This window comes from Pseudomonas salicis, assembly GCF_057128705.1.
In genome coordinates this window covers 44,914-70,613 of sequence record NZ_JBSKHU010000008.1, presented here as the reverse complement: position 1 = coordinate 70,613, position 25,700 = coordinate 44,914, and the positions used below count along the sequence as shown (strand labels likewise).

22 protein-coding genes are annotated in these 25,700 nt (G+C 60.6%); all 22 read right to left on the bottom strand.

Annotated features, from left to right (window positions below):
• Positions 1 to 12: 12 nt before the first annotated feature.
• The 22 genes from fliG to ACWKWE_RS25955 all read right to left on the bottom strand — a co-directional run bounded on the left by fliG (position 13) and on the right by ACWKWE_RS25955 (position 25,686).
• Positions 13 to 1,032 carry a flagellar motor switch protein FliG gene (gene fliG / locus ACWKWE_RS26060; RefSeq protein WP_483852113.1) on the bottom strand — a complete coding sequence of 340 codons (1,020 nt, stop codon included), beginning with the start codon at positions 1,030 to 1,032 and terminating at the stop codon, positions 13 to 15.
• Positions 1,025 to 2,803 carry a flagellar basal-body MS-ring/collar protein FliF gene (fliF, locus tag ACWKWE_RS26055; RefSeq protein WP_166597995.1) on the bottom strand — a complete coding sequence of 593 codons (1,779 nt, stop codon included), beginning with the start codon at positions 2,801 to 2,803 and terminating at the stop codon, positions 1,025 to 1,027. The genes fliG and fliF overlap by 8 nt, the downstream gene beginning before the upstream one ends.
• 14 nt (positions 2,804 to 2,817) lie before the next feature.
• Complete coding sequence (gene fliE, locus ACWKWE_RS26050; RefSeq protein ID WP_166597996.1) at positions 2,818 to 3,147, bottom strand: flagellar hook-basal body complex protein FliE; 330 nt, start codon at positions 3,145 to 3,147, stop codon at positions 2,818 to 2,820.
• 296 nt (positions 3,148 to 3,443) lie between these two features.
• Positions 3,444 to 4,871, bottom strand: coding sequence for a sigma-54-dependent transcriptional regulator (locus tag ACWKWE_RS26045; protein WP_483852112.1), 1,428 nt, complete (start codon positions 4,869 to 4,871; stop codon positions 3,444 to 3,446).
• Positions 4,868 to 6,076, bottom strand: coding sequence for a sensor histidine kinase (locus tag ACWKWE_RS26040; protein ID WP_256665378.1), 1,209 nt, complete (start codon positions 6,074 to 6,076; stop codon positions 4,868 to 4,870). The genes ACWKWE_RS26045 and ACWKWE_RS26040 overlap by 4 nt, the downstream gene beginning before the upstream one ends.
• Positions 6,077 to 6,214: 138 nt before the next feature.
• Positions 6,215 to 7,690 (bottom strand): sigma-54 dependent transcriptional regulator, encoded by a 1,476-nt coding sequence (locus tag ACWKWE_RS26035; RefSeq protein WP_483852111.1) that lies wholly within the window; start codon positions 7,688 to 7,690, stop codon positions 6,215 to 6,217.
• Positions 7,691 to 7,861: 171 nt separating this feature from the next.
• On the bottom strand, positions 7,862 to 8,158 hold the full coding sequence (gene fliT, locus ACWKWE_RS26030; RefSeq protein ID WP_166598000.1) for a flagellar protein FliT: 297 nt from the start codon (positions 8,156 to 8,158) through the stop codon (positions 7,862 to 7,864).
• Positions 8,159 to 8,169: 11 nt separating this feature from the next.
• Entirely contained in the window at positions 8,170 to 8,565 is a 396-nt protein-coding gene (fliS, locus tag ACWKWE_RS26025; RefSeq protein WP_166598001.1) for a flagellar export chaperone FliS, read from the bottom strand.
• A 124-nt stretch (positions 8,566 to 8,689) separates the two neighbouring features.
• Positions 8,690 to 10,138 carry a flagellar filament capping protein FliD gene (fliD, locus tag ACWKWE_RS26020; RefSeq protein ID WP_483852110.1) on the bottom strand — a complete coding sequence of 483 codons (1,449 nt, stop codon included), beginning with the start codon at positions 10,136 to 10,138 and terminating at the stop codon, positions 8,690 to 8,692.
• 76 nt (positions 10,139 to 10,214) lie between these two features.
• Entirely contained in the window at positions 10,215 to 10,601 is a 387-nt protein-coding gene (locus ACWKWE_RS26015) for a flagellar protein FlaG (RefSeq protein ID WP_483852109.1), read from the bottom strand.
• A 73-nt stretch (positions 10,602 to 10,674) separates the two neighbouring features.
• Positions 10,675 to 11,523, bottom strand: coding sequence for a flagellin domain-containing protein (locus ACWKWE_RS26010; RefSeq protein ID WP_483852108.1), 849 nt, complete (start codon positions 11,521 to 11,523; stop codon positions 10,675 to 10,677).
• A gap of 292 nt (positions 11,524 to 11,815) precedes the next feature.
• Positions 11,816 to 12,988, bottom strand: coding sequence for a flagellin N-terminal helical domain-containing protein (locus ACWKWE_RS26005; RefSeq protein ID WP_341958969.1), 1,173 nt, complete (start codon positions 12,986 to 12,988; stop codon positions 11,816 to 11,818).
• A 944-nt stretch (positions 12,989 to 13,932) separates the two neighbouring features.
• Positions 13,933 to 14,187 (bottom strand): hypothetical protein, encoded by a 255-nt coding sequence (locus ACWKWE_RS26000; protein WP_483852107.1) that lies wholly within the window; start codon positions 14,185 to 14,187, stop codon positions 13,933 to 13,935.
• Positions 14,184 to 15,479: a motility associated factor glycosyltransferase family protein gene (locus ACWKWE_RS25995; RefSeq protein WP_483852106.1), complete on the bottom strand. Its 1,296-nt coding sequence runs from the start codon at positions 15,477 to 15,479 to the stop codon at positions 14,184 to 14,186. Before ACWKWE_RS25995 ends, ACWKWE_RS26000 begins: the two co-directional genes overlap by 4 nt.
• An 84-nt stretch (positions 15,480 to 15,563) precedes the next feature.
• On the bottom strand, positions 15,564 to 16,496 hold the full coding sequence (locus ACWKWE_RS25990) for a ketoacyl-ACP synthase III (protein ID WP_483852105.1): 933 nt from the start codon (positions 16,494 to 16,496) through the stop codon (positions 15,564 to 15,566).
• A 434-nt stretch (positions 16,497 to 16,930) separates the two neighbouring features.
• Positions 16,931 to 17,983 carry a pseudaminic acid synthase gene (pseI, locus tag ACWKWE_RS25985; RefSeq protein ID WP_483852104.1) on the bottom strand — a complete coding sequence of 351 codons (1,053 nt, stop codon included), beginning with the start codon at positions 17,981 to 17,983 and terminating at the stop codon, positions 16,931 to 16,933.
• 24 nt (positions 17,984 to 18,007) lie between these two features.
• On the bottom strand, positions 18,008 to 19,078 hold the full coding sequence (gene pseG / locus ACWKWE_RS25980) for a UDP-2,4-diacetamido-2,4,6-trideoxy-beta-L-altropyranose hydrolase (protein ID WP_483852103.1): 1,071 nt from the start codon (positions 19,076 to 19,078) through the stop codon (positions 18,008 to 18,010).
• Complete coding sequence (gene pseF / locus ACWKWE_RS25975) at positions 19,075 to 19,776, bottom strand: pseudaminic acid cytidylyltransferase (protein WP_166598012.1); 702 nt, start codon at positions 19,774 to 19,776, stop codon at positions 19,075 to 19,077. The genes pseG and pseF overlap by 4 nt, the downstream gene beginning before the upstream one ends.
• A complete protein-coding gene (gene pseC / locus ACWKWE_RS25970; protein ID WP_483852102.1) occupies positions 19,773 to 20,951 on the bottom strand; it encodes a UDP-4-amino-4,6-dideoxy-N-acetyl-beta-L-altrosamine transaminase in 1,179 nt (392 codons plus the stop codon). The genes pseF and pseC overlap by 4 nt, the downstream gene beginning before the upstream one ends.
• Entirely contained in the window at positions 20,948 to 21,949 is a 1,002-nt protein-coding gene (gene pseB / locus ACWKWE_RS25965) for a UDP-N-acetylglucosamine 4,6-dehydratase (inverting) (protein WP_166598014.1), read from the bottom strand. Before pseB ends, pseC begins: the two co-directional genes overlap by 4 nt.
• Before the next feature lie 23 nt (positions 21,950 to 21,972).
• Positions 21,973 to 24,900 carry a TIGR00180 family glycosyltransferase gene (locus ACWKWE_RS25960; RefSeq protein ID WP_483852101.1) on the bottom strand — a complete coding sequence of 976 codons (2,928 nt, stop codon included), beginning with the start codon at positions 24,898 to 24,900 and terminating at the stop codon, positions 21,973 to 21,975.
• A 51-nt stretch (positions 24,901 to 24,951) separates the two neighbouring features.
• Positions 24,952 to 25,686, bottom strand: a complete 735-nt coding sequence (locus ACWKWE_RS25955) for a cephalosporin hydroxylase family protein (RefSeq protein WP_483852100.1) — start codon at positions 25,684 to 25,686, stop codon at positions 24,952 to 24,954.
• Positions 25,687 to 25,700: the final 14 nt, after the last annotated feature.

Below are 25,700 nucleotides of genomic sequence, written 5' to 3'. Positions count from 1 at the left end.
CTGCACCTACTGTTAAATCATTTCCTCGCCACCTTTGCCGCCGAGAACGATCTCCCCGGCCTCCGCCATACGACGGGCAATGGTGAGGATTTCTTTCTGTGCCGCTTCCACGTCGCTGACACGAACCGGGCCTTTGGCTTCCAGGTCGTCGCGCAACAGCTCGGCAGCCCGTTTGGACATGTTCTTGAAAATCTTTTCTTTGATGGCGTCGTCCGAACCCTTGAGGGCCAGCACCAGCACATCGGAAGAGACTTCGCGCAACAGGGCCTGAATGCCACGGTCGTCGACGTCGGACAGGTTGTTGAAGACGAACATGAGGTCTTCGATCTGCGTCGACAGGTCTTCGTCCACTTCGCGGATGGAATCCATGAGCTGGCCTTCGATCGAGCTGTCGAGGAAGTTCATGATGTCCGCTGCACGCTTGATACCGCCCAGGGTGGTACGCGACGTGTTGGCGTTGCCCGAGAACTGCTTCTCAAGAATCTGGTTCAGCTCTTTCAGGGCCGCTGGCTGTACGGTGTTTAACGACGAAACGCGCAGAATGATGTCCAGACGCACTTTGTGGTCGAAATGGCTCACCACTTCACCGGCCTGGTCGGCGTCGAGGTACGCGACGACGATGGCCTGAATCTGCGGGTGCTCGTAGCGAATGACGTCCGCAACGGCGCGCGGCTCCATCCACTTCAGGCTGTCCAGGCCGCTGGTGTTGCCGCCCAGCAGGATGCGGTCGATCAGGCCGTTGGCCTTGTCTTCGCCCAGCGCCTGCGTCAGCATTTTGCGAATGTAGCCGTCGGAGCCGATGCCCACGCCGGTCTGGTCGCCGATGACGTCGACGAACTCGCTCATCACCTGCTCGACCTGCTCGCGGTGCACGTTGCGCATCTGCGCCATGGCCACGCCCACACGCTGAACCTCTTTAGGGCCCATGTGGCGCAACACCTGAGCGGCGTCCGTCTCACCGAGGGTGAGGAGCAGGATCGCAGCCTTATCGACACGGGTCATTTTGACCGCAGCAGCACGACTATCACTCATCTGTGTTAATCCACTCTTTTACGACCTGAGCCACCCGAGCCGGGTCTTCAGCCACCAGGCTCTTGATTGCGTTGAGCTGCGCGTCATAACCCTCGGTCGGGCTCGGCAGCAGGATACTTTGCGGGCCACCCAGGCTCACGCGGTCATTGGCCAGCTCACCGTCCAGACCGACCATGCCGCCCAGTTCCACGTCACCGTCGGCATGCTTGCCCTTCGGATTGGTGATGTTGTTGAGCACCGGACGCAGCACGCCGAACACCAGCACCAGAATGAAGATCACGCCCATCGCCTGTTTGACGATGTCCCAGAACCAGGGCTGCTGATAGAACGCGATGTCAGGAATCACTTCGCCACGGTCGGTGGAGAACGGCACGTTGATCACGCTCACGCTGTCGCCACGGGCTGCGTCAAAGCCGACGGCGTCCTGCACCAGACGGGTGAAGCGCGCCAATTGATCGGCGGTCCACGGCACCATGGTGGTTTCGCCGTTGGCCGGGTTGAGCTTGACCTGATCGTCCACCACGACAGCGACAGAGAGGCGATTGATCTTGCCCTGCTGTTGCTTGGTGTGGCTGATGGAGCGGTCCAGCTCGAAGTTCTTGGTCGATTGATTACGTTTGTCGGCCGGGTACGGCGCGAGCATCGGCTGACCGGTGGCCGGGTCCATGATCTGCTGACCATTGGCGTCCAGCAACGGTTGGCCCGGGGCGATCGGACCGGCAGCACCTGCGGCACCGGCGGTGGCGTTCTGTGGCGCAGTGGCCGGGCCCGGTGGCTGGTTGCTCAAGGCACCCGGCACGCCTTGCGGACCGCTGCCGCTGGAGCGTTGTTCGGTGGTGGTCTGCTCGCTGCGCAATGCAGGCTGATCAGGGTTGAAGCTCTCGGCGGTGGACTCGACCGCGCTGAAATCAACGTCGGCCGACACTTCTGCCTTGTAGCGGTCATTGCCCAGCACCGGCTGCAGGATGTTCTGGACACGCTGAGTCAGCATGGTTTCCATGCGCCGGGTGTAGTCGAATTGCTTGCCCGCCATGGTCAGTTCCGAGTTCTCACCCAGGTCCGACAGCAGGTTGCCTTTCTGGTCGACGACGGTGACCTGTGACTTGGTCAGCTCGGGAACACTGGTCGCCACCAGATTGACGATGGCGGTCACCTGACCTGGCTCCAGGCTGCGCCCGGCGTACATTTCAACCAGCACCGAAGCGGTCGGCTTGCGGTCGTCACGGACGAACACCGAGCTTTTCGGAATCGCCAGGTGAACGCGAGCGGCCTTGATGTTGTTCAGGCTGGAAATGGTGCGCGCCAGTTCGCCTTCCAGGCCACGACGATAACGGGTGGCTTCCATGAACTGGCTGGTGCCGAGGCCCTGATCCTTGTCGAGAATCTCGAAGCCGACATTGCCATCGGTCTGCGCGATACCGGCACCGGCCAGCTTGATGCGGGCACGGGACAGGTCGTCGGACTTGACCAGCAAGGCACCGGAGTTCGGCTCGACGGTGTACGGAATGTCAGCCTGGGCCAGCGTGTCCATCACCTGCTTGGTGTCCATGCCCGACAGACTGCCGTAAAGCGGCTTGTAGTCTGGCTGTTGCGACCAAAGCACGACGGCAAAACCAATCGCCACGCTGGCGGCCAGACCGACCATGAGGCCGACCTGACGCAGCATGGTCATCTCGGAAAGATTTTGCAGGAACGCCAGCCCGAACACCGGGGGCTTGCTTCCTGTCGCACCCGCTTTTGCAGGTACGTTATCGGCGACGGCTTCAGCCATGACTTAAATCGTCCTCAAACCGGCATTTGCATGATGTCTTGGTACGCCTGAACCAGCTTGTTGCGTACCTGGGTCAGCGCTTGAAACGAAACGCTGGCTTTCTGCGAGGAAATCATCACGTCGGTGAGGTCCACGCCGCTCTTGCCCATCTCGAATGCGGTCGACAATTGGTTCGACGCCTGTTGGGTGTCGTTGACCTTGTTAACCGCCATGCCGAGCATGTCGGAAAAACGGGTCCCACTGGCCATTTCCGGGGCTTCAATGCCCTTCGGCTTGGCCATGGCGTCCATCTGCATGGAGCGCATGTCCAACATCAAGCGATTAAATTCAACACCTTGGCTCATGGACTTCTCTCTCAAAGGGGCCGCAAATTTTTGACACCGATTCAGCGGTTACCCATGTAGTAGCAACAACGGTGCCAGACCAATGGCGGCACTGTGCCAGCTTTTGTGAAAGTATTGGGAGGGTTACAGAACATCATGCGCGAGGGCTGCAGGAGCGTGGCTTGTCCCACGATCGGCGGGGAACCCGCCGCAAATCCATGCCACGCGGTGTGTCAAACGATCCGCATGAATACATATTGCTGCCGGTGCCCGGCAGATCGCGGGACAAGCCACGCTCCTGCACAGGCCGGTGAAACTCAACTGGCGAACAGATACCCCTCGACGTCCATCCCCGCATCCCTCATCTGCGCCAGCTTGTAGCGCAATGTACGCGGGCTGATACCCAGGCGTTCGGCGGCCTCCTTGCGGCGGCCGCGCTCGGCGCGCAGGGTGTCGATGATCATCTGGAACTCGCGGCGACGCAGGTCTTCACCCAGCGCCCCGGCCAATTCGCCGCCGATTGCGTCCGACGACGATTCCGTGACACTGGGCATTGTCGGCAGCGGCGGCAGAACCTGAAGCGCCGGCGCAGACGGAATGGCCGACGCGAAGCTGATCGGGCCTGCGAGGCAGAAGTCCTCAGCCTGAATCACCCCGCCCTGCTGCAGAATCAGCGCACGCTGCACGGCGTTGTCCAGCTCGCGAACATTGCCCGGCCAGCTGTAACCGACCAGGCACTTCTGCGCCTCGGCCGACAACCGCACCGGCGCGTGCTTCATTTTATTGACGTGCTTGGCCAGCAGACGCTCAGCCAACGGCAGAATATCGCCAGGACGCTGACGCAGCGGCTGCCACGCCAGTGGAAACACCGACAAGCGATAGAACAGGTCTTCACGGAAACGCCCCGCCGCCACTTCGCCCGCCAGATCGCGGTTGGTGGTGGCGAGCACGCGGATGTCCAGTTCGATAGGCTTGCGCGCACCGACGCGCTCCACTTCGCGCTCCTGCAAAACCCGCAGCAGCTTGGCCTGCAAGCCCATGGGCATCTCGGAAATCTCGTCGAGCAGAATCGTGCCGCCATCGGCTTGTTCGAATTTGCCCGCCTGGGCCGCGATGGCGCCAGTAAAGGAGCCCTTCTCGTGGCCAAACAGCGTGGCCTCCAGCATGTTGTCCGGAATGGCGGCGCAGTTGATGGCGATGAACGGCTTGCCCGCCCGGGGCGACTGCTGGTGAATGAAGCGCGCCAACACTTCCTTGCCGGTCCCGGACTCGCCGGAAATCAGCACGGTGGAATCACTCTTCGCCACGCGGCTCGCCAGGTTCAGCAATTGCGCACTGGCAGGCTCGACGGCAATCGGCCCCTCGCCATCGGCAGGCCCCAGACGGCCCAGCGCGTGGCGAGCGACCAGCGCCAGCAACGCCTTGGGCTCAAACGGCTTGACCAGGTAATCGGCGGCGCCTTGACGCATCGCTTCAACGGCCCGATCCACCGCGCCATGGGCGGTCATCAGCAGCACCGGCAATTGCGGGTAGCGGCTGCGCAACTGGGCGAGCAACTGGTGGCCGTCCATGCCCGGCATGTTGACGTCGCTGATCACCAGACTGAACGAACGCTCAGCCGCCGCCAGCAAGGCGTCTTCCGCCGAACCGACGGCATGGAAATCGTGGCCGGCCAGCTCCAGGGTTTCGCCCAGAGCTTCGCGGAGCGAATGATCGTCCTCGACCAGCAATACGTTGATCGTCATGAGTCGTTACCTGTGGCGCTGACGCCCGGAATCAGCGGCAAAGAAACGATGGCACAGGTGCCGCGACCCGGACGCGAACGGAATTGCACCTGTCCCTGGTGAGCGCGAGCGACCGCCGTGACCACCGCCAGCCCCAAGCCAGTGCCCGTGGTCTTGGTGGTGAAGAACGGTTCGCCGATCCGCGCCAACGCAGCGGCGTCGATGCCACTGCCGTTGTCGCTGATGCACAGCCGCAGCGTGTTGCCCCGGTTGTACGCATGAATTTTGACGCGCGCGCCCGGACCACTGGCCTGCACGGCGTTTTCGACGAGGTTGAGCAGCGCCCCGACGAGGGTGTCACGGTTGCACAGCAATTCGCCGTCTGCGCTGTTGCACTGCCAACGCACAGACACATCACGCACGTGAGTCTGGGCCGCCGACTCCAGCGCCTCGACCAGGGCTTGCGGCGCCAAGCGGTCGGTCAGCGGCAGCTCGCCACGGGCAAACACCAGCATGTCCCGCACCTGATGCTCCAGCTCGTGCAGACGCTCTTTCAAGCGCCCCGCAAAACGCTGCTGAGTTTCGACGTTCAGGACCTGCTCGGTAAGATGACTGGCGTAAATCATCGCGGCGGACAGCGGCGTGCGAATCTGATGGGCCAGCGACGCGACCATTCGCCCCAGCGATGAAAGCCGTTCGTGGCGCGCCAACTGGCTTTGCAGGTGGCGGGTTTCAGTCAGGTCGTTGAGCAACACCAACTGACCCGGTTCGGCGTCCAGCGAGCGGGTGGCGATGGACAGGCGACGGCCATCTTTCAAGGAGATTTCGTGACCGTCGTCCTCACGAGGCGCGAAGCAACGGGCGATGACGTGACGCCAGAGCATGCCGATCAGCGGCTCGCCCAACAAATCGATCGCCGCCGGGTTGGCCTCGCGCACGGTGCCAGTGCCATCGATGACGATAACGCCACCGGGCAGCAGGTCCAGCAGGTGTTGAAGGCGGTTCGCCAGACGCTCTTTCTCCGCCAGCTCCTCCATGCGCTGCGCACTGACCACCGCCAACTCACCCTTGAGTTCGGTGACCCGCGCTTCCAGCAGGCTGTAGGAATCGGTCAGTTGCACCGACATCTGGTTGAACAGGGCGAACGCCTGCTCCAAACCCTGTCGACTTTCCACTTCCGGGGACGGCTGCACTTGCGAACCTGGCAAGACGGGTTCGGAAGACATCTGAGCGGCCTGGGGCATAGTTGATCTCTCGGTGGCGAACCGTCAGTAAACGGTATGTTGCGAGAGACTTAGCAATCCTCGTGCCGAAAAAAAACCGCTGAAAAATCAGCGGTCTTTTTGGCGGGCGTCAATCGAGCGTCACTCGTCGAGCTGATCATCGCCTTCGCGACGGCTCATTCCATACTTGCGCATTTTCTCCACCAACGTGGTGCGGCGGATGCGCAGACGTTCGGCGGCACGGGCGACAATGCCGTTGGCGTCGTCGAGCGCCTGCTGGATCAGGCCCTGTTCCAGACCACCGAGGTAGTCTTTCAGGTCCAGGCCTTCCGGCGGCAGCATCGCGCTGTTGGCGAAGTTCGGCGTATGCCCGTTGATGGCCACGCGTTCTTCGAGGTCGCTGCGCAGGCTGTCCACCAACTGCTCATCTTCGTCGTCGACGTAGCGGAATTTCTTCGGCAGCTCAGCCACACCGATCACGCCGTATGGGTGCATGATCGCCATGCGCTCGACCAGGTTGGCCAGCTCGCGAACGTTGCCCGGCCAGCCGTGACGGCACAGCGACATGATCGCCGCCGAGTTGAAACGGATGGACCCACGCTTTTCGTGCTCCATGCGCGAGATCAGCTCGTTCATCAGCAGCGGGATGTCTTCCACGCGCTCACGCAACGGCGCCATCTCGATCGGGAACACGTTGAGGCGGTAGTACAAGTCTTCGCGGAAGCCACCGGTCTCGATCATGTCTTCGAGGTTCTTGTGGGTCGCCGCAATGATGCGCACATCGACGCTCTGGGTCTTGTTGCTGCCCACGCGCTCGAAGGTACGTTCCTGCAACACACGCAGCAGCTTGACCTGCATCGGCAGCGGCATGTCACCGATTTCATCGAGAAACAGCGTGCCGCCGTTGGCCAGTTCGAAGCGCCCTGCCCGGCTGGTGATCGCACCGGTGAACGCGCCTTTCTCATGACCGAACAGTTCGCTTTCCAGCAGTTCGGCAGGGATGGCGCCACAGTTCACGGGCACGAAAGGCGCGTCACGGCGTTTGGAATGGTAATGGAGGTTACGCGCGACCACTTCCTTGCCGGTGCCGGACTCGCCAAGGATCAGCACACTGGCGTCGGTGTCGGCCACTTGCTGCATCATCTGGCGCACGTGCTGGATCGCACGGCTGGTGCCGACGAGGCTGCGGAACAGATTGGGTTCGCGTTGACGGCCACGCTCACGGGCCTGGTCGTACATCTCGCGATACACCTGAGCGCGGTGCAGGGAATCCAGCAGCTTGCTGTAGCTCGGCGGCATTTCGACAGTGGACAACACGCGTCGACGCAGGTCTTCAGCCAGGTCAGCCGAAGAATTTTCGCCCATCAGCAAAACAGGAAGGAACTCATCCCATGCCGCGACGGTCTTAAGCAGCCCTTGAAGACTGCCCGGGGCATTTACGGTGCCGACCAATACGCACAGGACTTCCCGAGTGGATGCCAAAGAACCCACGACTTGCTGCCAGTCGGTACTGGAGCAGGATAGGTTCTCGTCGCCGAGAAAATTCAGAATCACCGCCATGTCACGGCGGCGCTGGCTATCGTCATCGATCAGCAGAATCTTGATTTCACGCCACATGCAATAGCAACTTCCCTAGTCAACTCGATGCCCATTCAGGGGCAAGCTTGGCCTGTGTATGGTCCGCAGAGACGTTTACAACAGCCAGAAATTAGTGAACATCACTAGTTAAGTCAAAAAACCGTACACAGTCAATTTTATGGCGCACATATTTTTTCGATCAACCCAGCGTCAACCGAACAGATGGTAAACCTTTGCCGCGGATTTCGCTCGCTGGATCTGCGACATTTCATCGACAATCGCTTGGCGTTCGCCCACAGCGATATCTATCAACTGCCGATAGACCCCCAACAACTCTTCCAGATTGCTGCGCAAGTCAGGCTCATCGTCATTCGCCTCACGAATCACGTCGTCGACACAGGCACGGCAGGCCAGGTCGAGCTTGCCGATCGTCTCCCAATCGCGTTCGGCGAGGGCATCGACCAGGGCTTCGCGGGTTTCTTCGATTCGCTTGAGTGCAGCGCTCATGGTCGTCTCCTTCACAGCGCGGGTTGCTGATCGCCGATACCGTCCCAACCTTCCTTGACGGTGGTCAGCAAATCGCTGACTTCGTCGAGGATTTTCGGGCTGGTCTTGATGTTGGCTTCGGCCAGACGCTTCATCATGTACACATACAGGTTGTCGACGTGAGCCAGGGCTTCAGCCTGCTTCTCCATGTCCAACCCCTCACGCAGACCACCGATGACCTCGATCGCCTTGCCAATCAATACACCTTTGGCCGCAATGTCTTTACGCTCGATGGCACCTTTGGCCTGAGCGATGCGGTCCAGGCCGGCTTCCATGAGCATTTGTACCAGACGGTGCGGCGTGGCCACGGCGGTCTGCGCCTGTGAGTTAACCTTCTGATACTGCCGAAGGGCTGCCATACGGTTCATGTTTTCTTACCTCGCACAACTCGAAGTTCGTATATTCAATGTATCGACACGGCCCTGGGAAACTTTAAGGCCAGATGCCAAAAACCCGGCACATGGGCCGGGTCATGGTTTAGAGCGCTAAGGATCAGCCTTTCGACGCGTTCAAAGAGTCGAAGAACGAGGTGATGCTCGTCGCCGACGCCTTCAGCTGTCCGACCAACAGGTCCATCGCGTTGTATTTCGCGGTGAGTGTGGCAGTCAGCGTGGTCACACGCAGGTCCAGCGCCGTCTGTTGATCCTGCAGGTCGCTCTGCTGCTTGTTCAGGCTGGTGGTCCGAGTGGCGAAAATACCGCCAGTCTGGGTGTACGGCGTGATGGCGTTGTTCATGCGCGCGATCAGGCCGTTGCTGCCGTCACCGGTCCCGCTGAACAGTGTCTGCACATCACCCGCCAGACCTTTGCTCATGGCCGCATCGAACTTGGTGCTGTCCAGCGAAAGCGTACCGTCTGCCTGGGCCGTGGTGATGCCGAGCTGCGAAAGCACCGACAGGTCGCCGCCCGCGCCCGTGGTGACCAACTCGTTGCGCAGTGCCGACAGAATGGAGCGCGGCATCGAGTCGCCGGTCAGGGCCGCCGGGGTCACGGTTGCGCCGGTGGTAGGGTCGGGCGTGGCGCTGACCGTGGCCTTGGTGACCGTGCTGACGGCCTTTACAACCGAGTTGTAGGAATCGACGAACGCTTGCAGCGATGCCTTGAGCCCGTCGGTGTTGGTGGCAACCGTCACGGTCACCGGCGTCGTCGATTTGTCACTGCCCGGCAGCAACGTCAGCGACACACCACCGAGGTTTTTATCGATGGTGTTGCTTTTGCTGGTGAAGTTGAAGCCGTCGATGGTGACGTCAGCATCGATCGGCTGGGCACCGATGTAACCGGCGGAAGACGCCGAGGTCGTGTTGACAGGAACACCCGCGTCGATCTGAAGGCCTGTGATACCACTGGTGGTAGTGATATCAGAGCCGGCACCTGTAGCGGTAGAGCCAAACACCAACCGGGAACCATTGGTATCGGTGATGATGTTGGCGCTGATACCCGTGGTTTTGGTATCAGCATTGATCTGTTTGGCAACGGAAGCCAATGTGTCGCCATCGGCAATCGTGTAAGTCTTGCCAATGCCATTCTGACTGACGGTCAGCGACCCCCCAGTCGGAATAGCACTGCTCTTGGCGTCACCGGCGAACGCCGCAGTTGCGACGCTGGAACTGGTTGCAACTTTGTTCACGACAACCGTGTGGGTGCCAGGCACGGCAGAGTTGTCGGAGGTTACGCTCACCTTGGTGGCGTCCGACGAAGTCGCCGCATAGCCTGCGAATTGCAGTTTGCTGGTGGTGCCGGTTGGAGGCTTGAGCAATGTCTGAAACGCCGACAACGCCGATTGCAGCGTGCCGATGCCGGAAAGCTTGGTCGTGACCAGTTTGGTCTGGGTCGTGATCTGCGTTTGCTTCGCGAGCTTGTCAGAGTTGACCAGCGCGGTAACGATATCGCCAATCGCCAGGCCAGACCCCAGGCCGGTTGATGGGGTAATTGGACTCGCCATGTGTGTCTCCTTTCAGGTTGAGTCGGTCTTTTGACTAATCACAGCTCAAAACAACCGCGTACACGTTTCATGCCACTCAGACTTTAGCGTCGAACAACAGGCTATGAGCGTTCTGAAGGCTGTCAGCGATTTTCAATGCTTCGGCGGACGGCAACTGCCGCACCACTTCACCCGTTTCGCTGGCAATGACTTTCACAACGACCTTACCGGATGCCTCATCAATGGAGAATTCCAGATTACGCCGAACCGACTGAACGAACTTTTCGATCTGATCGACGGCGGCTTTCAAGGCTTGATCACCTTTGTCGGAATTTGAGTCTTTACTTTTGTTCGTGTCCGTATCAGAAGCCGACACGGGAACGGGAGCGGGAATGACCGGAGGAGGTACCGGGGTCTTGTCCGTGACCAATGGCGTCGTCTGCACAGCAGCATAAGACAGATTCAGCCGCGTACTTATGTCCATGTCTACTCACCTCTCAAAAGTAAAAAGCGGGAGAGTACGCAAGCACACTCCCCCGCCAAAACTCATTCCGATATTACTGAAGCAGTTTCAGTACAGCGGAAGGCAGTTGGTTAGCCTGGGCCAGAACAGCGGTGGAAGCTTGTTGCAGAGTTTGCTGTTTGGTCAGGTTAGCGGTTTCAGCTGCGAAGTCGGTGTCTTGAATACGGCCCAGTGCAGCGGTGGCGTTTTCGTTGACGTTTTGCAGGTTGGAAATGGTGCTGGTCAGACGGTTTTGCGAAGCACCGAGGGCAGCACGGGTGGAGTTGATCGAGGCCAGAGCCGCGTCGATCGAAGTGATCGCCTTGTCAATGTTGCCCGAAGCAGTGGCGCTGGTGCCGGAGATGGCAACCGAACCGCTGGCAACCGACAGGGAAGTTGCGTCGAACTTGCCGGTCAGGGTCAGGGTGATCTGGTTAGCCGAACCTACGTCCGAACCCACTTGCAGAGTCATGCTGCCGGCGGAGCCGTCGAGCAGGTTTTTGCCGTTGAGGTTGGTCGAAGCCGAGATACGGGTCAGTTCGTCCGACATCTGAGCGAATTCAGCGTTCAGAGCGGTACGGTCAGCCGAGCCGTTGGTGTCGTTTCGCGACTGAACAGCCAGTTCACGCATACGTTGCAGAATGTTGGTCGACTCTTGCAGAGCGCCTTCAGCCGTCTGAGCCATCGAGATACCGTCGTTGGCGTTCTTGATTGCTACGGTCTGGCCACGGATTTGCGAAGTTTCGCGAGTAGCGATCTGCAGGCCGGCAGCGTCGTCTTTAGCGCTGTTGATTTTCAGACCGGACGACAGACGAGTCATCGAAGTCGACAGTGCATCGGAAGCTTTGCCCAGGTTCTTCTGAACAGCCAAGGAAGCTACGTTAGTGTTTACGCCTAAAGCCATGATGAATTCCTCGTTGGTTGGGTACTGCGGCTTTCCGGCCCTGGCAAGCGCCGGGTGTGGCCTAGAGAACCTTCGTAATGTTTATCGTCGTAGTTGTCAGGAGCTTGAGGGCTTTTCAAAAATTTTTTGCCACCAGAGCGCCACCCCTGCTTTCGACGGGGGTTACACAGCGTTTCGGCGGAACCCTCGCAAGCTTTAATCAAGACGTTAAACCTATGATTGCCAACGGAATTCAAGATGGACACGTCGCCTGGACGTGCCCGGTTCAGCGGTTTACCTGAAAAGACCCGCCTTACTGAAGCAGCTTCAACACCGCCGCAGGCAGTTGGTTCGCCTGGGCGAGGATGGCCGTGGAAGCCTGTTGGAGGGTTTGTTGTTTGGTCAGCTCGGCGGTTTCGGCGGCGAAGTCGACGTCCTCGATTCGCCCTCGGGAGGCCGTCACGTTTTCCACAACGTTGGAAATGTTGGCGACCGTATGTGTGAGCCGGTTTTGCTTGGCACCCAGCTCAGCCGTGAACGCGTTCAGGATCTCCAAGGCATTGCCAACGGCGTCGACGGTTGCATCAATGTTGTCGTTGATCGCTGCGTTATTGAGAGGCTCATTGACCTCATCTTCCTTTTGGGCGGTTTTGAGGGTCGCAGCGGCGGTATCAAGCTCTTTCTGAGCATCAGTAACCGCAGTCGTCGCCGTCGTGATAGCCCCTGCCGTCGCAGGGTCGGCCGGATCAAGCTTATTGGCTGCATCCAATCCGGCCTGTGCAGCGGCGACCAGTTTGGTTTTATCGGCGACATCCGTCTGCATCTGCTTCGTGACCTTCGGTTCAACGGTGTTTCGATAGCCCGTCCCATCCAGCGCGTAAGGTGTGTACTCCCCAGCGACTACTTTCCGATTGCCTGTGGTCCCCGGCCCTGCTTGAACTTCGTCAATCGTTTTCGTAGCGACAAACAAGGTCGACGCTCCAAAACTTTTATTCAGCGACAAACTGATTTCTTCGCTTGGGCCGGTATTGGCCCCGACATGAAACGTCAGTGTGCCCGCTGTTCCATCCAGCAAATTCAAGTCACGCCCGAAACGAGTAGTCGATGAAATCCTCGACAACTCTTCCTGAGACTCCAGAAACTCTTTATTGATCGCTTGGCGTTCGGCTGGGCTGTTATTGCCATTCTTTGCCTGCAAACCCAGATCACGCATGCGCTGCAAGATATCCGTCGAACGCTTCAGCGCACCCTCCGTCGTTTGAATGATTGAGATAGCGTCATTGGCGTTGCGTTGTGCGACGGTGAGACCGCGAATTTGACTCGTAAGCCGATTCGCGATCTGCATACCCGCCGCGTCATCTTTGGCACTGTTGATCCGCAACCCCGAAGACAGACGGGTCATGGCCGTACTCAACGACTCGGAAGACCGGTTCAGATTCCGTTGAACGGACAACGACGCAATATTGGTATTGACGGTTAAAGCCATTTTGAATTCCCTCGTTGATAGAAACGGCAGGTTTTCAAAAAACGGGGAAGTCCATTTCGCCCGGAAAACCTACAGTTTCGTTATCGCCGCTGAAATTCCACGCTTGAGCCGAATTCGCCAACTTTCAATAAATCCTTAAAGAGCCACCACTACATATGTAGGGTATGCATCTCGCGCAACTTACGCTCCCTCAAAGAAAAATTATTTTTTTTGATATCCGTAAGAAATTTGTAACTGAGCGACTCCGCACTTACGCGTGACATACACAATCGTGCCGCCTCGAAGAACAAAAAAGAAACGGACTACACATCCGTAGGAAATACCCGACTTTTCACCCCAGGAAAAATACGTTTACGTCGAATTGTGGCAGCTAACGGCCACCAACCATAAATTGAAGAGTTCGATATCATGACAACAAAAACTTTACCTATCTTACCAATGCTTGCTGCATGTGTTTTCGCCGCCAATGCAAACGCTACTGAGGTAGAAGTTCATATCCAAAACCTTTCCAGCGAGGTAATCAGAACATCCTCATCGGGATTCCCTAGCACCTTGGCCCCGGGTCAAAGTCAATCTGTAAAATTAAACTTTTCAGACACTGGGAGCTACGTAGACGTCACCTATACGTCGGATTCCGGAAAAAATTGCAAATTTAGCGGACGGCACACCACTTACGGTGAACGTACGAAGAGAGAAAAAAGTGCCGTGGGATCTGAGAGCTATAACAATTGCGGCGCTATTCTCAATGTCCGCAAATGGTCACGCCCATTCGACTATCGCCTGGGCTTTTGGATGACGAACTGAGCGCAACACTCACGCCGAGTAAAGTGATGGCAGAGAATTAGACAATCCTGATTAAGAGGGAAGCGATCAATGTGGGTGCAGAACCACATTGATCGCCTCTAGGCCCAACAATACATACGAAGATTTCAAGATCAAAGCGACTACAGCAACCCCACAAACTCCACCTCCAGCCAATCCGCCACCCCCAACCAATCCTGCCGTTCCTGACACGTCAGAATCGCACTCAACACCCGCGTCCATTCCGCCTGCTCCGCAACCGCCCGCGAGGCCATCAACGGCATCGCGGTGTCGATGAGGTCGACCATCTTCAGCGACGCTTCGATGTCGCGCCCCAGGCGGAACAGGCGTGCGCAGTGGCAGGCCGTGTCGATGAGGGTTGGGGAGGCGTCGTTCATGCCGGGGTCCAGTTCGGGTCAAAGTCGGTGCCAGCGATGAGTGCGCCTTCGCGGCTGGTGTTGAGGAACATCACTTCAGGGTGCAGCGCGATGTAGCGTTCCAGTTCGATGAGGTAGCTGCGGAAGTTGAGCTGGGTCTTGACCTTGTCACCCCGGCCGTCGAGCACCCAGTGGCGTGCGATGTCGACGTTCGGGCCCAAATGGCCGTCGCCCCAGCCGGTGTGGGTCTTGCCGCCGGGGAAGGCGAAGTCGGCGCCGAACAGGGTGATGCGCGGCGCGCCCATTTTCACCGCGAGGTCGACGGCCGGGTGAATCACGCTGCCACCCATGTGCAGGCTGCCACGGGGAATCGCTTCGCGGATCACCGAATAGATCGGGCTGCTGGAGTAGCCTCCATAGCGCGGCCCCTGCCAGGCCTTGAGGACGTCGGCGTCCTGACCGGGGAGGTAGACCAGCGCGATGCCGTCGGAATCGTCGGGCGGCAGGTGACGGGGGGCGATGCGATGGTCGATGCTGACCACCAGGTCCGGCTTGATGCCGTGTTGGCGCAATGACACGTAGGCGGTGTCCACGCATATGAACAAGGGTCGCTCAGCGGTCTGGAACACTTGGGTCAATCGCGGCAGGTGCTGTTGCAGGCTGGGGCCGGTCGCGATGACAAACACATCACGACCGCGCTGGCTGCCAAACAGGTCGGCCACGTCTGCGTCGTTCAGCAGGAGGGCCCTGCCCTGTTCCAGTCGTTGAGCGTTCTCGGGGTTGTCCGGAGCGAAATCCTGATTGGTGAAGCGCACGTGCACTTCACTCACCAGCCGGTCACGAATGCGCGCGCTGCTGTCGTCGGCCAGCACCAGTTCGGCGGGCAACGCGAAGAACGGCAGGCGAATTTCCGCAGCGGCGTCGGCATACAGCAGGGCCACGCGTGGGTCGGACAGCCAGTCGTCGTGCTCCAGCAGTTGCAGGACCAGCGCGAACAGCGCGCCGTTGAGGATGTGGACGTGCAACGTCTGCAGGGTGTCGGTGGCCAGCAGCACACGCGGCAAATCGCCGAGGCCGGTGCCGTAGACATGAACATGAGGGCTGCCGGGGGGAAGGCTGTCGGCCTGCACCCGTGCTTCGGCGACGCGGTCGTGTCGGCTGGTGAGTTGGACGCCGTTTACGCTGAGCGTCGAGCCTTGGCCTTCGAGCAGTTGCGCAGGCACCGCATCGGTGTTTTCAGCCAGCAGACGCCGGGCGACGTCGGGCCACCGCCGTTCGATCGCCGCCAGGTTGCGCTGGAGAATCTCGCTCATGACAACGTCCCTATCCCACGAGAAGAACAGAATGCAAAACGGCGACGTGAGGGTCAGCGTCGCCGTTTTGTACGTGACTATAGGTCAGGGACGATAAAGGATCGCCGAACCCCACGACAAGCCCACGCCGAAACCACTGATAGCCACGCGCTTCCAGGGCCCGGTGAGCATGTGCTTTTCCAGCAGCAGCGGGATGCTCGACGACACGGTGTTGCCGGTTTCGAGCATGTCCTTGACGAACTTGTCAGCGGACGCGCCCTCTTCAAAACGGCGGGCCACCGCGTCAACGATAGCGGCGCTGCCCTGGTGGATGCAGAACGCGTCGATGTCCGACGCCTGGAGCTCGGAGTCAGTGAGCAATTCGTTGAGGTGTGCGGGCACCTTGACCAGTGCGAAATTGAACACCTGACGGCCGTTCATATAGAAATCGCCGTTGATGGTCTTGAGGAACTCCGCGCCACCGCCGTCGCTCCCGAATTTTGACTTGCCCAGGTGCCACGGCGCGTCTTCGCCCATCCAGGTCGCAGTGGCGGCGTCGCCGAACAGCATGGTGGTGTTGCGGTCTTCGGGATCGACGATCTTCGAATACGGGTCAGCAGTGATCAGCAAGCCGTTCTTCAAACCCGTGGCTTCCATGAAGCCCTTGATCGCGTAGATGCCATAAACGTAGCCCGAGCAGCCCAGCGAGATGTCGAACGTCGCCACGTTGGTCGACAGACCCAGCTTGTGCTGGACGATGGCGGAGGTGTGTGGCAAGCCTTCTTCGTCGCCGTTCTGAGTTACGACGATCAGCACGTCGATGGCGTCGCGGGACAAGTCGGGGTTGTTGGCGAACAACTGGTTGGCGGCTTCGACGCAGAGGTCGGAGGTTTCCTGGGCGTCTTCCTTGCGGGGCAGAAAAGCAGAACCGATCTTGCCGAGGATGAAGGTTTCATCCTTGCCGAATTTGGCGCCCTGCGCGTAATTGTCGACGCCAGCCTTAGGCACGTAACTCGCTATGCTTTTAATGCCAATCATCATGGCTTCCCAATCAAAATCTGCTGAACATCACCCATCGCTCGAAGGCGGGGCATTGAAATCCGGGGCTCGCAGCCGGAAAACCGGCGACGCAATGGCTCGGGCGACCAGAGAAAGTCTGTGAAATCAGCCTGATGCCATCCTCTTCTGCGAGCACGATACAGTGAAGATGCCCGTTATGACTCACAGGTCACCAAAAGTTTTACAAGCTTTTAGCTGACCGATGAGTGCTGCGCAAGGGTGGATCAGGGTTCAGACAGGGAATTGACATGAAGATGTCACGGCGGTGTGGGCGCGGTGTGTCAGTCAGAACCTGTTCGCCACCGTCGTAACCTCGGGAAGCCCCCACAGGGCCTGCGTCGTGCCTGATAGCGGTGGGAGACGCCGGAGGTTACGACGGCAGCGAAAGCGATGGGACAGTTGCCATCGACAAGTCAGCCCACCACGTCCCAGCGCAACGGCGTGCCGCGTTTGACGGCCTGGCGGGCGGTGCGGCCGAGGATGCGGTCGATGTGTTTGGGTGCGAGGCCCAGGCCCGGGCGGATGGCGCGGACATTGTCTTTGCTGAACGCCTCCCCTTCGGCCACATCCTTGACCACGTAAAGCGACCGGCGGTAGACCAGCGATTTCTGCTCGGCCTGAGTCGCACCGTATTGCACATGGCCGAGCCCTTGCCAGGCGCGCTCCGTCTCCGTCACCAGACTGGCCATCTCGGCAGGTTCCAGCGAAAAGCTGGCGTCCACCCCGCCGGCAGCCCGGTCGAGGGTGAAGTGTTTTTCGATGACCGTCGCGCCCATGGCCACCGCCGCCACCGACACGCCGACGCCCAGGGTGTGATCGGACAGCCCGACCTGACAGCCGAACAGCCCCGCCAAATGGGGAATGGTGCGAATGTGGCTGTTTTCGGGCGACGCCGGGTAGGTGCTGGTGCATTTGAGCAGCACCAGGTCCTGACACCCGGCCTCTCGGGCGGCGCGCACGGTTTCGTCGAGCTCGGCGATGCTGGCCATGCCCGTGGAAATGATCATCGGCTTGCCGGTGGCCGCCACTTTGCGGATCAGCGGAAGGTCGGTGTTTTCAAAGCTGGCGATTTTGTACGCCGGGACGTCAAGGCTTTCCAGAAAGTCCACAGCGGTTTCATCGAACGGCGTGGAGAACGCCAACAGCCCCAATTCCTTCGCCCGAGCGAAAATCGGCGCGTGCCATTCCCACGGCGTATGAGCCTGTTCATACAACGCATACAACGAGGTTCCCGCCCACAGGCTGTTGGGGTCCTTGATGAAAAACTCGCCCTCGGCGATGTCGAGCGTCATGGTGTCAGCAGTGTAGGTCTGCAACTTCAGCGCATGGGCGCCAGCGTTCGCGGCGGCCTCGACGATGCGCAACGCCTGCTCCAGCGACTGGTTATGGTTGCCGCTCATCTCCGCGATGATGAACGGCGGTGCGTCATGGCCAAGGGTTCTGGGGCCGATCTTGAAAGCCTTCATGGTCGTTCACTCACTGAAAAAGGGTCATGTCCCGACAGCGCCGATAAGCGCGTCCGCCAGCCGTTGCGCGCCGCAGCCGTCCACCAGCGCCCGTGAGCGTTCAGCGAACGCCCGACGTTGCGGCGCGTCGTCGATCAGTCGGGCAATCGCCTCGACCAATCGCTGCGGTTCCAACTGCTCATGGGGGCCGAGGTAAAGGTGTATGCCCGCCTCGGCCAGCAGCTGTGCATTGAGCTGTTGATTGTTCGCCACCGAAATACAGATCGTCGGCAACCCCAGCGCGGCGCGCTCCCAGGTGGTGCCGCCGCCTGCGCCGATGAACAGGTCCGCCTGCTGCATCCGCGCGAAAAAATCGTCGACCAGCGTCTGCACATGCCAGTTCGGGTGCGCCTCCGCCAGCGCGTTCATCGCGGCCCACTCGGGGTTATGCAGCCCGGCGACGACATCCACGTGCAGCTCATCGAAGCCCTGTAATGCCACCAACGTGGCGTACACCTGACGGGCCGCATCGAAGCCGCCAAAGTTGACCAGCACCCGCTTCACCTTCGGTTTGATCACGATGGGCTGGCACTGGAATTCGTCACGCAACAGGGCGAACCGGGGGCCGAGAAACGTCTGGCAATCGCGGTCCACCCACTGGGCGTAGGCCCCCGGCACGGCGTGAGCGGAAAAATTCTGGTCGAGCAAGAGGTCCACCGCGTGGGGCCGGTTGGCCAGGTCGTCGATGGCCATCAAGCGCCGGGCGAAACGCCGCGCCGCACGCTCCCACTGCGCATCCAGCCCGTAGTGATCGACGATCAGCCAATCGAAACGCGGCGCCTGCGCAACGGCATCGGCAAGGGCATTGACGTCGGCCTGCCACGGCAAACGCGCCTCGATGTCCGCGCCGCTCTGCTCGTGCGGATAACGCTCGGGTAAGCCGTGGGCGACGTAGCCTTGGTCGCGCAGTCGTTGCAGCAAATGGCCGGGCAACGCCCGGCAGGCAAACACCACCTCGGCGCCGGCTTTGCGCAGGACATTGGCCAGCGTCAGGCAGCGGGCGATGTGGCCGCTGCCGATGGCGACGGACGCGTCGGCACGAATCAGCACTCTCACGGCTCGATTTCCCCGCCCGCCTTGAGCGCTGCATAGAGGTACTCAGCGCGCAGCCAGTCTTCCTCGTCGTCGATGTCCTGGACCAGATGCCGAGGCAGGATCACCGGCAGGCTCAGGGGCGAAAACATCACGTCGCCTCGCAACCACGCCTCACTGCGCCCCCAGTAAAACTGACCGGCATCTTGATACGCCGCTGGCAAATCCTGGGAGCGTACGTGGCGAAACTCGGGGTGCATGGCGTCAACGCTGCCGTCTTCGTTGAGCTTCAGGGCGCGTTGAACGGGGAACCCGAAACTGCACACCGAAAATGCAAAGGCCTTGTCCGGCGCCGCCTGCAACGCCTCGAACCCTTGACGCAAAAAACGCGGCTGCAACAGCGGCGCCGTGGCGTAAATGCAGCAGGTGTAGTCGTAGCGCTGGTCCACCGTGCGGATCGCGTGTTGCACCACCGGCCCGGTGCCCGTGAACGCATCGGACAGCTCCGCCGGACGCAGGAACGGCACGTCAGCGCCGTGTTGACGCGCTACGTCGGCGATTTCTCCGTCGTCGGTGCTGACGATGACGCGGTCGAACAGGCCGCTTTTCAACGCAGCGCGAATCGAGCCGACGATCATCGGTTCGCCGTTGAACAGCTTCAGGTTCTTGCGCGGGATGCGCTGGCTGCCGCCACGGGCAGGAATCACGGCGAGCGCGGTCATCGTTGCGGACCTTGACCGTCAGCGAGCAAACGCCGCAATTGATCGACCACGTAGTCCTGTTGCTCGTCGGTCATGGCCGGGTACATCGGCAGGCTGATGGCCTGGGCGTAATAAGCCTCGGCTTCGGGGAAATCACCGGGCTTGAAGCCGAGGTCGCGGTAATACGGCTGCAGGTGGACCGGGATGTAATGCACATTGACGCCGATGCCTGCTGCGCGCAGGCCTTCGAACACGTCGCGATGGCTGACGCTCAAGCCCTCGGTCTGCACCCGCACGACATACAGATGCCACGCTGATTCAGCGTCGGGCTGAAGGGTCGGCAAGGTCAGCGGCAGATCGGCGAGCAGGGTTTGATAGCGGGCCACCAGCGCACGACGGCGCGCAAGAAAACCCTCCAGCTTGTCCAGTTGCGAGAGGCCCAGCGCCGCCTGCATGTCGGTGATGCGGTAGTTGAACCCCAGTTCGACCTGCTGGTAATACCAAGGGCCGTGACTCGGTTCGTCCATCTGCGCCGGGTCGCGGGTCATGCCGTGGCTGCGCAGACGCCGCAAGCGCTCGGCCAGCTCGGGGCGGTTGGTCAGCACCAGCCCACCCTCGCCCGTGGTGACGATTTTCACCGGATGGAAGCTGAACACCGTCATGTCGGCGAATTCGCCGCAACCCACCGGGCGACCGGCGTAGTGGGCACCCACGGCGTGGGAGGCGTCTTCGATGACCACGAACCCATAGCGTCGCGACAGCTCGCGGATCGCCCGCATGTCACAGCTCTGTCCCGAAAACGCCACCGCCACCAGCACTTTCGGCAGCGTGCCTTCGCCTTCGGCGATCTTCAGTTTCTGCGCCAGCGCGTCGGCATCGAGGTTCCAGGTCAACGGGTCGATGTCGACGAAGTCCACATTAGCCCCGCAATAACGACCGCAGTTGGCCGACGCCAGAAAGGTGTTGGGGCTGGTCCAGAGCCAGTCGCCCTCCCCCAATCCCGCCGCCAGACAGGCGATGTGCAGGGCCGCCGTGGCATTGCACACCGCCACGCCAAAACCGGCCTCGCAGCGCACCGCCATCGCGGCTTCGAAGCGCTCGATGGTCGGACCCTGGGTCAGCCAGTCCGATTTGAGCACCTCGACCACGGCGTCAATGTCCGCCTGATCGAGGCTCTGACGGCCGTACGGAATCATGGCTGGATGTCGGCGTGCAGTTGGCTGATCTGTGCCACCGACATGAAGTCCGGATTGGTGTCGGAGCGGTATTCGAACTCATCGGCCACAGGGCGGCCCTTTTCACCGGTGGCGTCGGTGGTGAAATCGGTGTCCACGCTGTTGAAGCGAATCGACGGCACGATGGTGTAGTGGTCCTTGAACTCCAGCGTCATGCGGGCGTCGTCCTGGGGCACCATCAGTTCGTGCAGTTTTTCACCCGGACGAATGCCCACCAGCTTGTGCGGCAGATCGACGGCCATGGCCTTCGCGAGATCGACGATGTGCACCGACGGGATCTTCGGCACGAACACTTCGCCGCCGTGCATGCGCGCGAAGCTCTGCATCACGAAATCCACGCCATGATCCAGGGTGATCCAGAAGCGGGTCATGCGCGGATCGGTGATCGGCAGTTCCGTGGCGCCCTCGGCGATCAGTTTCTTGAAGAACGGCACGATCGAGCCTCGGGACCCGGCAACATTGCCATAGCGCACCACGGAAAAACGCGTCTGCTCTTCACCGCCGATGTTGTTGGCGGCGACGAACAGTTTGTCCGAGAGCAACTTGGTGGCGCCGTACAGGTTGATCGGGCTGGCCGCCTTGTCGGTGGACAGCGCGATGACTTTTTTCACACCGTTGGCGATGGCCGCCGAGATGATGTTTTCCGCGCCATTGACGTTGGTGCGAATGAACTCGGTGGGGTTGTATTCCGCTGCGGGCACATGCTTGAGCGCTGCCGCATGAACCACGTAATCGATGCCGCGCATGCCTTGGTGCAAGCGCTCGGCATCGCGCACGTCGCCCAGGAAATAGCGCATGCAGGGCGCATTGAATTCCTGCTGCATTTCGTATTGCTTGAGCTCATCGCGGGAAAACACCACCACGCGCCGGGGCTGATAGCGCTCCAGCAGCGTGCGGATGAATACGCGACCGAACGAACCGGTCGCGCCCGAGATAAACACTGATTTGCCGTTGAACATGACGATGTCCTTTACGTGATGCCCTAAGCGAGCAACTGCGCCCAATTCACCGGGGTCGGCGCTGCCAGGGTAAACCCTTTACCCGTCAGGGACAGGTTGCGGTTGTAGGCAAGGTCATGGGCGAACGAAGCGGCCCATTTGTCTTTGAGCGCCGCCAATGCGCCGGGCGCATCAGGCACGGTGCCCGGATGAACGATCTGCACGTGAGGGGTCCACACGGTCAGGTAGCCCGCCTGGCCCACCTTCAGGCACAGGTCGACATCGGCAAAGCCTTGCGCGAACTGCTCTTCATCCAGACCACCGACGGCGTCGAACAGTTCTTTGCGCACCATCAGGCACGTCGCTGAAACGGCGCTGTAGTTCTGTTCCACCAGCAAGCGCTGCAAGTAGCCGTGGGCATCTTTCTCCTCGCCAACGAAGGGTGAACCCACGCCGCCGTTCATGCCCAGAATCAGTCCCGCCTGAGTCAGCTTGCCGGTGCTGTCGATCGATTTGGCGCCGACGATGCCCACCTCGGGCCGCAGGCCGCCGCTGAGCAACGTGCCCAGCCAGTTCGGGTTGACGATTTCGGCGTCGGCGGCCAGCAGCACCAGGTACTCGCCCTGGGCCTGACGGGCCGCCGCGTTGAGCTGCGCAGGCCCTGTGCGGTCGCCATCGTCATGGATGACGCGCAGGCGGTTCGACGCTTTCTCGCGGCTGGCGAGCCAGTCCAGCATCGCGGCGCTGGTGCCTTGATGCACCGGCACCAACACTTCATACGCGCTGTAGCGCGTGCGTTGCAGGATACTGGTGATCGAACGTTGCAAGGCGTCCAGGTCGTCAGCGCCATGCAGGATGATCGACACCTGCGGACGCGCGCTGTGCTGATAATCGATCTGCAGCGTGCCGGCCTCACCGAAGGTGACCAGCGCCTTGTAGCCGCGCGCGCCCAGATGACGGACCAGCGCCATGCGCTCATGGGGGTTATCTGCCAACTGCGGCGCGTCGCTGATCAGCAGCGGCTCGTCCAGATGGGCCAGACCGCCCAGGCCGCCCTGTTCGATGACTTTGAGCAGCAGATCGAATTCCAGCGCGTTCTTGAAGTCGGCGGAATAGCCGCCCGCTTCGATGAACACCTCACGCCGGATCAGCCAGTGCCGGGCCATTCGGGTCGGCGAGCCTTGCAGCAGGTCCAGGTTGACGCCCGGTCGGAACTGATGGATCAGCGCGCCGTTGGGCTGACGCAGGATTTCATCGGCGCACACCGCACGAATGCCGTCGGCGCCGAGCAATTCCAGGCCCGCACGCAACAGGCCGGACGCGGTGAACTGATCGCCGACTTCAGCGAGCATGACCCAGTCGCTGGTCATCTGGCGCACGGCCTGATTGAGTTTGTCGACGTAGTTGCTGGCGCTGACCTTGACGAAATGCAGCGTGTTGCTGAAGGTCGTCGACGTGGGCGGCTCGGCGGTGGTGAACACGACCACGCGAAAGGCCTTGTTGTGCCCTTCGACCAGGCTGTCGAGCGTCACTTGCAGCTTGTCCATGTCGCCTTCCAGGTCCAGCAACAGCAGGCCGAACACGGGCCCGCCATCTTTCTCGGACAGGTACCGGCCAATCGCCGACGCTTCAGCGGCGTCAGGGTTACGGGCAGGGAGCCAGTTCAGAAGCTTGCCCGAGGGCATGGCCTCAAGCCGGCGAAGGCTGTCGTAGTCGGGGGCTGCCGCGAGCCGTTCGGCCCAGGCGTTCATCAACGGTGCCTCCTCGGCGTCCTGCTCGGTCAGCAGTTGCGCCAGGCGCTCGACCACACGCCGGTTGAACGCGTTCAAGTCCATCGCCACCCACAGGCGGTTGATCACGGTATCCGGCACATCGTTGGCGTGGGTCGCCAAAAGCGCTTCCTGACGCACCCAGATGCCTTCGAGTTCGTCCAGTTGCGCATACCCGGCAGGCATGGCGTGCAACAGGAATTCCTGAGCCGTCAGCTGATCGAAAAAGGCCTGGTTGTAGAACGGCATTTCCACGTATTGATGCAGGCCGAACAGACGGGTTGGCTGGCCTTGGAAGTCGGTCCACGTGGAATTGAAAATATGCTCCGCCGTCAGCGAGTTCCGGCTGCGCAGGCTTTCGGCCAGGGTGTCGAAGCTGTCCAGCGTGAGCGCTCTGGCCTCCTGGGCCGGCACGCCGAACAGCGGCGCCGCGACGTCGGCCAGGAACCCGGCGAAGGCTTCCCGCTCGGCGACGGTGGCCGCGTCCACCCCGGCCAGCTTGGTGTAGATCTCGGTGTTGTGTTCCGAGCGGCCGATGTTGATTTCGCGCACCACATAGGGGATCGGCAGCACCCGCGCCTTGCCCCGGGCCAGCAGGTAATACACGTGGCCGACTTCCTGCCACTCGAACGCCGTACCGGCGGGCATGGTGTCGTACCAGTCGCGGATCACCGAGGTGCGGGTCACGGCGTAGAACGGCGGCAGGTACTGGCTGAAGTAATCGTGGATACGGTCCTGGGCCTGCTCGCTGTCGTAATCCTCTTGGACTTTCTTGTCCCGACGCAAGTAATGCACCTTGTTGCCGTGAGACGAATACATCAGGCAGTAGCCATGGCACATGCCGTAATCGGCGTGGGCTTCGAGAAAGTTCACGCTGTCGGACAGCGCCTCATGCACGACGAAATCATCGTCCGCAGCGAACACCATGTACGGCGTCGTCACCTGCTTCACGCCGAAATCGAGCTTGGCCTGCACACCCCAATAGCTGTATTCGGGCAGGTGCCGGTAGTCGACGAGGGGGAAGCGGGTGTCCTCGGCATCGAGCGCCTGCGCCGACGAATCCAGGACCAGAATCTTGCACGGCAGGCTGCCGTAATAGTGCAAGGCACGGCGCAGGAACGCCGGGCGCTCGTGGGTCATCAAGACCATGGTCAGCAGGGGGTCAAGCGGTGCTGCTGCTTCGAAATGTTTATCGCCTTTCATGTCTCTTTCCTACTACCGGCGGCTCAAATGGCGTGATGGATCGGGTGCGGTTCAGCGTACGCGACGCAGGTAGCCGTCAGGTGCCACGGTGATCAACAGCTTGTGATCAATGGCAGAGTCGATCTGGAAATCGTCGTTTTCCTTCAGGTACGCCCACACGGCAGTTTTCGGGTTGTCGCCCTTGCCCCACGGGCGGTCCGGAAAGGCATCGGCCGGCATGTCTTCGACCACGGTGTCCATCACCACGCAGTAGCTGCCCACCGCCACCATCGGTGCATACAGACGAAGCTCTTCGAGGACGTGTTGATGGGTGTGGTTGGAGTCCAGCACCACCAGCACTTTCTTGCCGGCGACGCGCTCGCGCACCTGATCGACGATGGCGCTGTCGATACTCGATCCCTGAATCAGGCTGACGCGGCGGCTCATCGGATGGGCTTCGATGGCTTCACGGTTGTGGGCGCGGATGTCGATGTCGATGCCGATCACTTCACCGTGGCCGATCAGTTCGAGCATCGAAGCGTAGAACAGGATCGAGCCGCCGTGGGCGATGCCGGTCTCGACGATCACGTCCGGGCGTACGCTCCAGATGATTTCCTGCATGGCCATCATGTCTTGCGGGTACTGAATGACTGGACGGCCCATCCACGAAAAGTGATAGCTGTAGCGGTGCCGGGCCGACACGTCGAAAAAGTCGCGGGACAGGCGAGCCAGTTCCGGGTCTTTGCCCTGTGCCGCGATCTCGGCCTGGCCTTCTTCTTCGAAAATTTGCGCGGGAGTCTTTGCCATGGGTAGTGCCTCGT

Coding starts and splice junctions, on each gene's coding strand:
- fliG (WP_483852113.1), bottom strand. CDS start 1,032: ATGAGTGATAGTCGTGCTGCTGCGGTCAAAATGACCCGTGTCGATAAG.
- fliF (WP_166597995.1), bottom strand. CDS start 2,803: ATGGCTGAAGCCGTCGCCGATAACGTACCTGCAAAAGCGGGTGCGACA.
- fliE (WP_166597996.1), bottom strand. CDS start 3,147: ATGAGCCAAGGTGTTGAATTTAATCGCTTGATGTTGGACATGCGCTCC.
- ACWKWE_RS26045 (WP_483852112.1), bottom strand. CDS start 4,871: ATGACGATCAACGTATTGCTGGTCGAGGACGATCATTCGCTCCGCGAA.
- ACWKWE_RS26040 (WP_256665378.1), bottom strand. CDS start 6,076: ATGTCTTCCGAACCCGTCTTGCCAGGTTCGCAAGTGCAGCCGTCCCCG.
- ACWKWE_RS26035 (WP_483852111.1), bottom strand. CDS start 7,690: ATGTGGCGTGAAATCAAGATTCTGCTGATCGATGACGATAGCCAGCGC.
- fliT (WP_166598000.1), bottom strand. CDS start 8,158: ATGAGCGCTGCACTCAAGCGAATCGAAGAAACCCGCGAAGCCCTGGTC.
- fliS (WP_166598001.1), bottom strand. CDS start 8,565: ATGAACCGTATGGCAGCCCTTCGGCAGTATCAGAAGGTTAACTCACAG.
- fliD (WP_483852110.1), bottom strand. CDS start 10,138: ATGGCGAGTCCAATTACCCCATCAACCGGCCTGGGGTCTGGCCTGGCG.
- ACWKWE_RS26015 (WP_483852109.1), bottom strand. CDS start 10,601: ATGGACATAAGTACGCGGCTGAATCTGTCTTATGCTGCTGTGCAGACG.
- ACWKWE_RS26010 (WP_483852108.1), bottom strand. CDS start 11,523: ATGGCTTTAGGCGTAAACACTAACGTAGCTTCCTTGGCTGTTCAGAAG.
- ACWKWE_RS26005 (WP_341958969.1), bottom strand. CDS start 12,988: ATGGCTTTAACCGTCAATACCAATATTGCGTCGTTGTCCGTTCAACGG.
- ACWKWE_RS26000 (WP_483852107.1), bottom strand. CDS start 14,187: ATGAACGACGCCTCCCCAACCCTCATCGACACGGCCTGCCACTGCGCA.
- ACWKWE_RS25995 (WP_483852106.1), bottom strand. CDS start 15,479: ATGAGCGAGATTCTCCAGCGCAACCTGGCGGCGATCGAACGGCGGTGG.
- ACWKWE_RS25990 (WP_483852105.1), bottom strand. CDS start 16,496: ATGATTGGCATTAAAAGCATAGCGAGTTACGTGCCTAAGGCTGGCGTC.
- pseI (WP_483852104.1), bottom strand. CDS start 17,983: ATGAAGGCTTTCAAGATCGGCCCCAGAACCCTTGGCCATGACGCACCG.
- pseF (WP_166598012.1), bottom strand. CDS start 19,776: ATGACCGCGCTCGCCGTGATTCCTGCCCGTGGCGGCAGCCAGCGCATC.
- pseC (WP_483852102.1), bottom strand. CDS start 20,951: ATGATTCCGTACGGCCGTCAGAGCCTCGATCAGGCGGACATTGACGCC.
- pseB (WP_166598014.1), bottom strand. CDS start 21,949: ATGTTCAACGGCAAATCAGTGTTTATCTCGGGCGCGACCGGTTCGTTC.
- ACWKWE_RS25960 (WP_483852101.1), bottom strand. CDS start 24,900: ATGAAAGGCGATAAACATTTCGAAGCAGCAGCACCGCTTGACCCCCTG.
- ACWKWE_RS25955 (WP_483852100.1), bottom strand. CDS start 25,686: ATGGCAAAGACTCCCGCGCAAATTTTCGAAGAAGAAGGCCAGGCCGAG.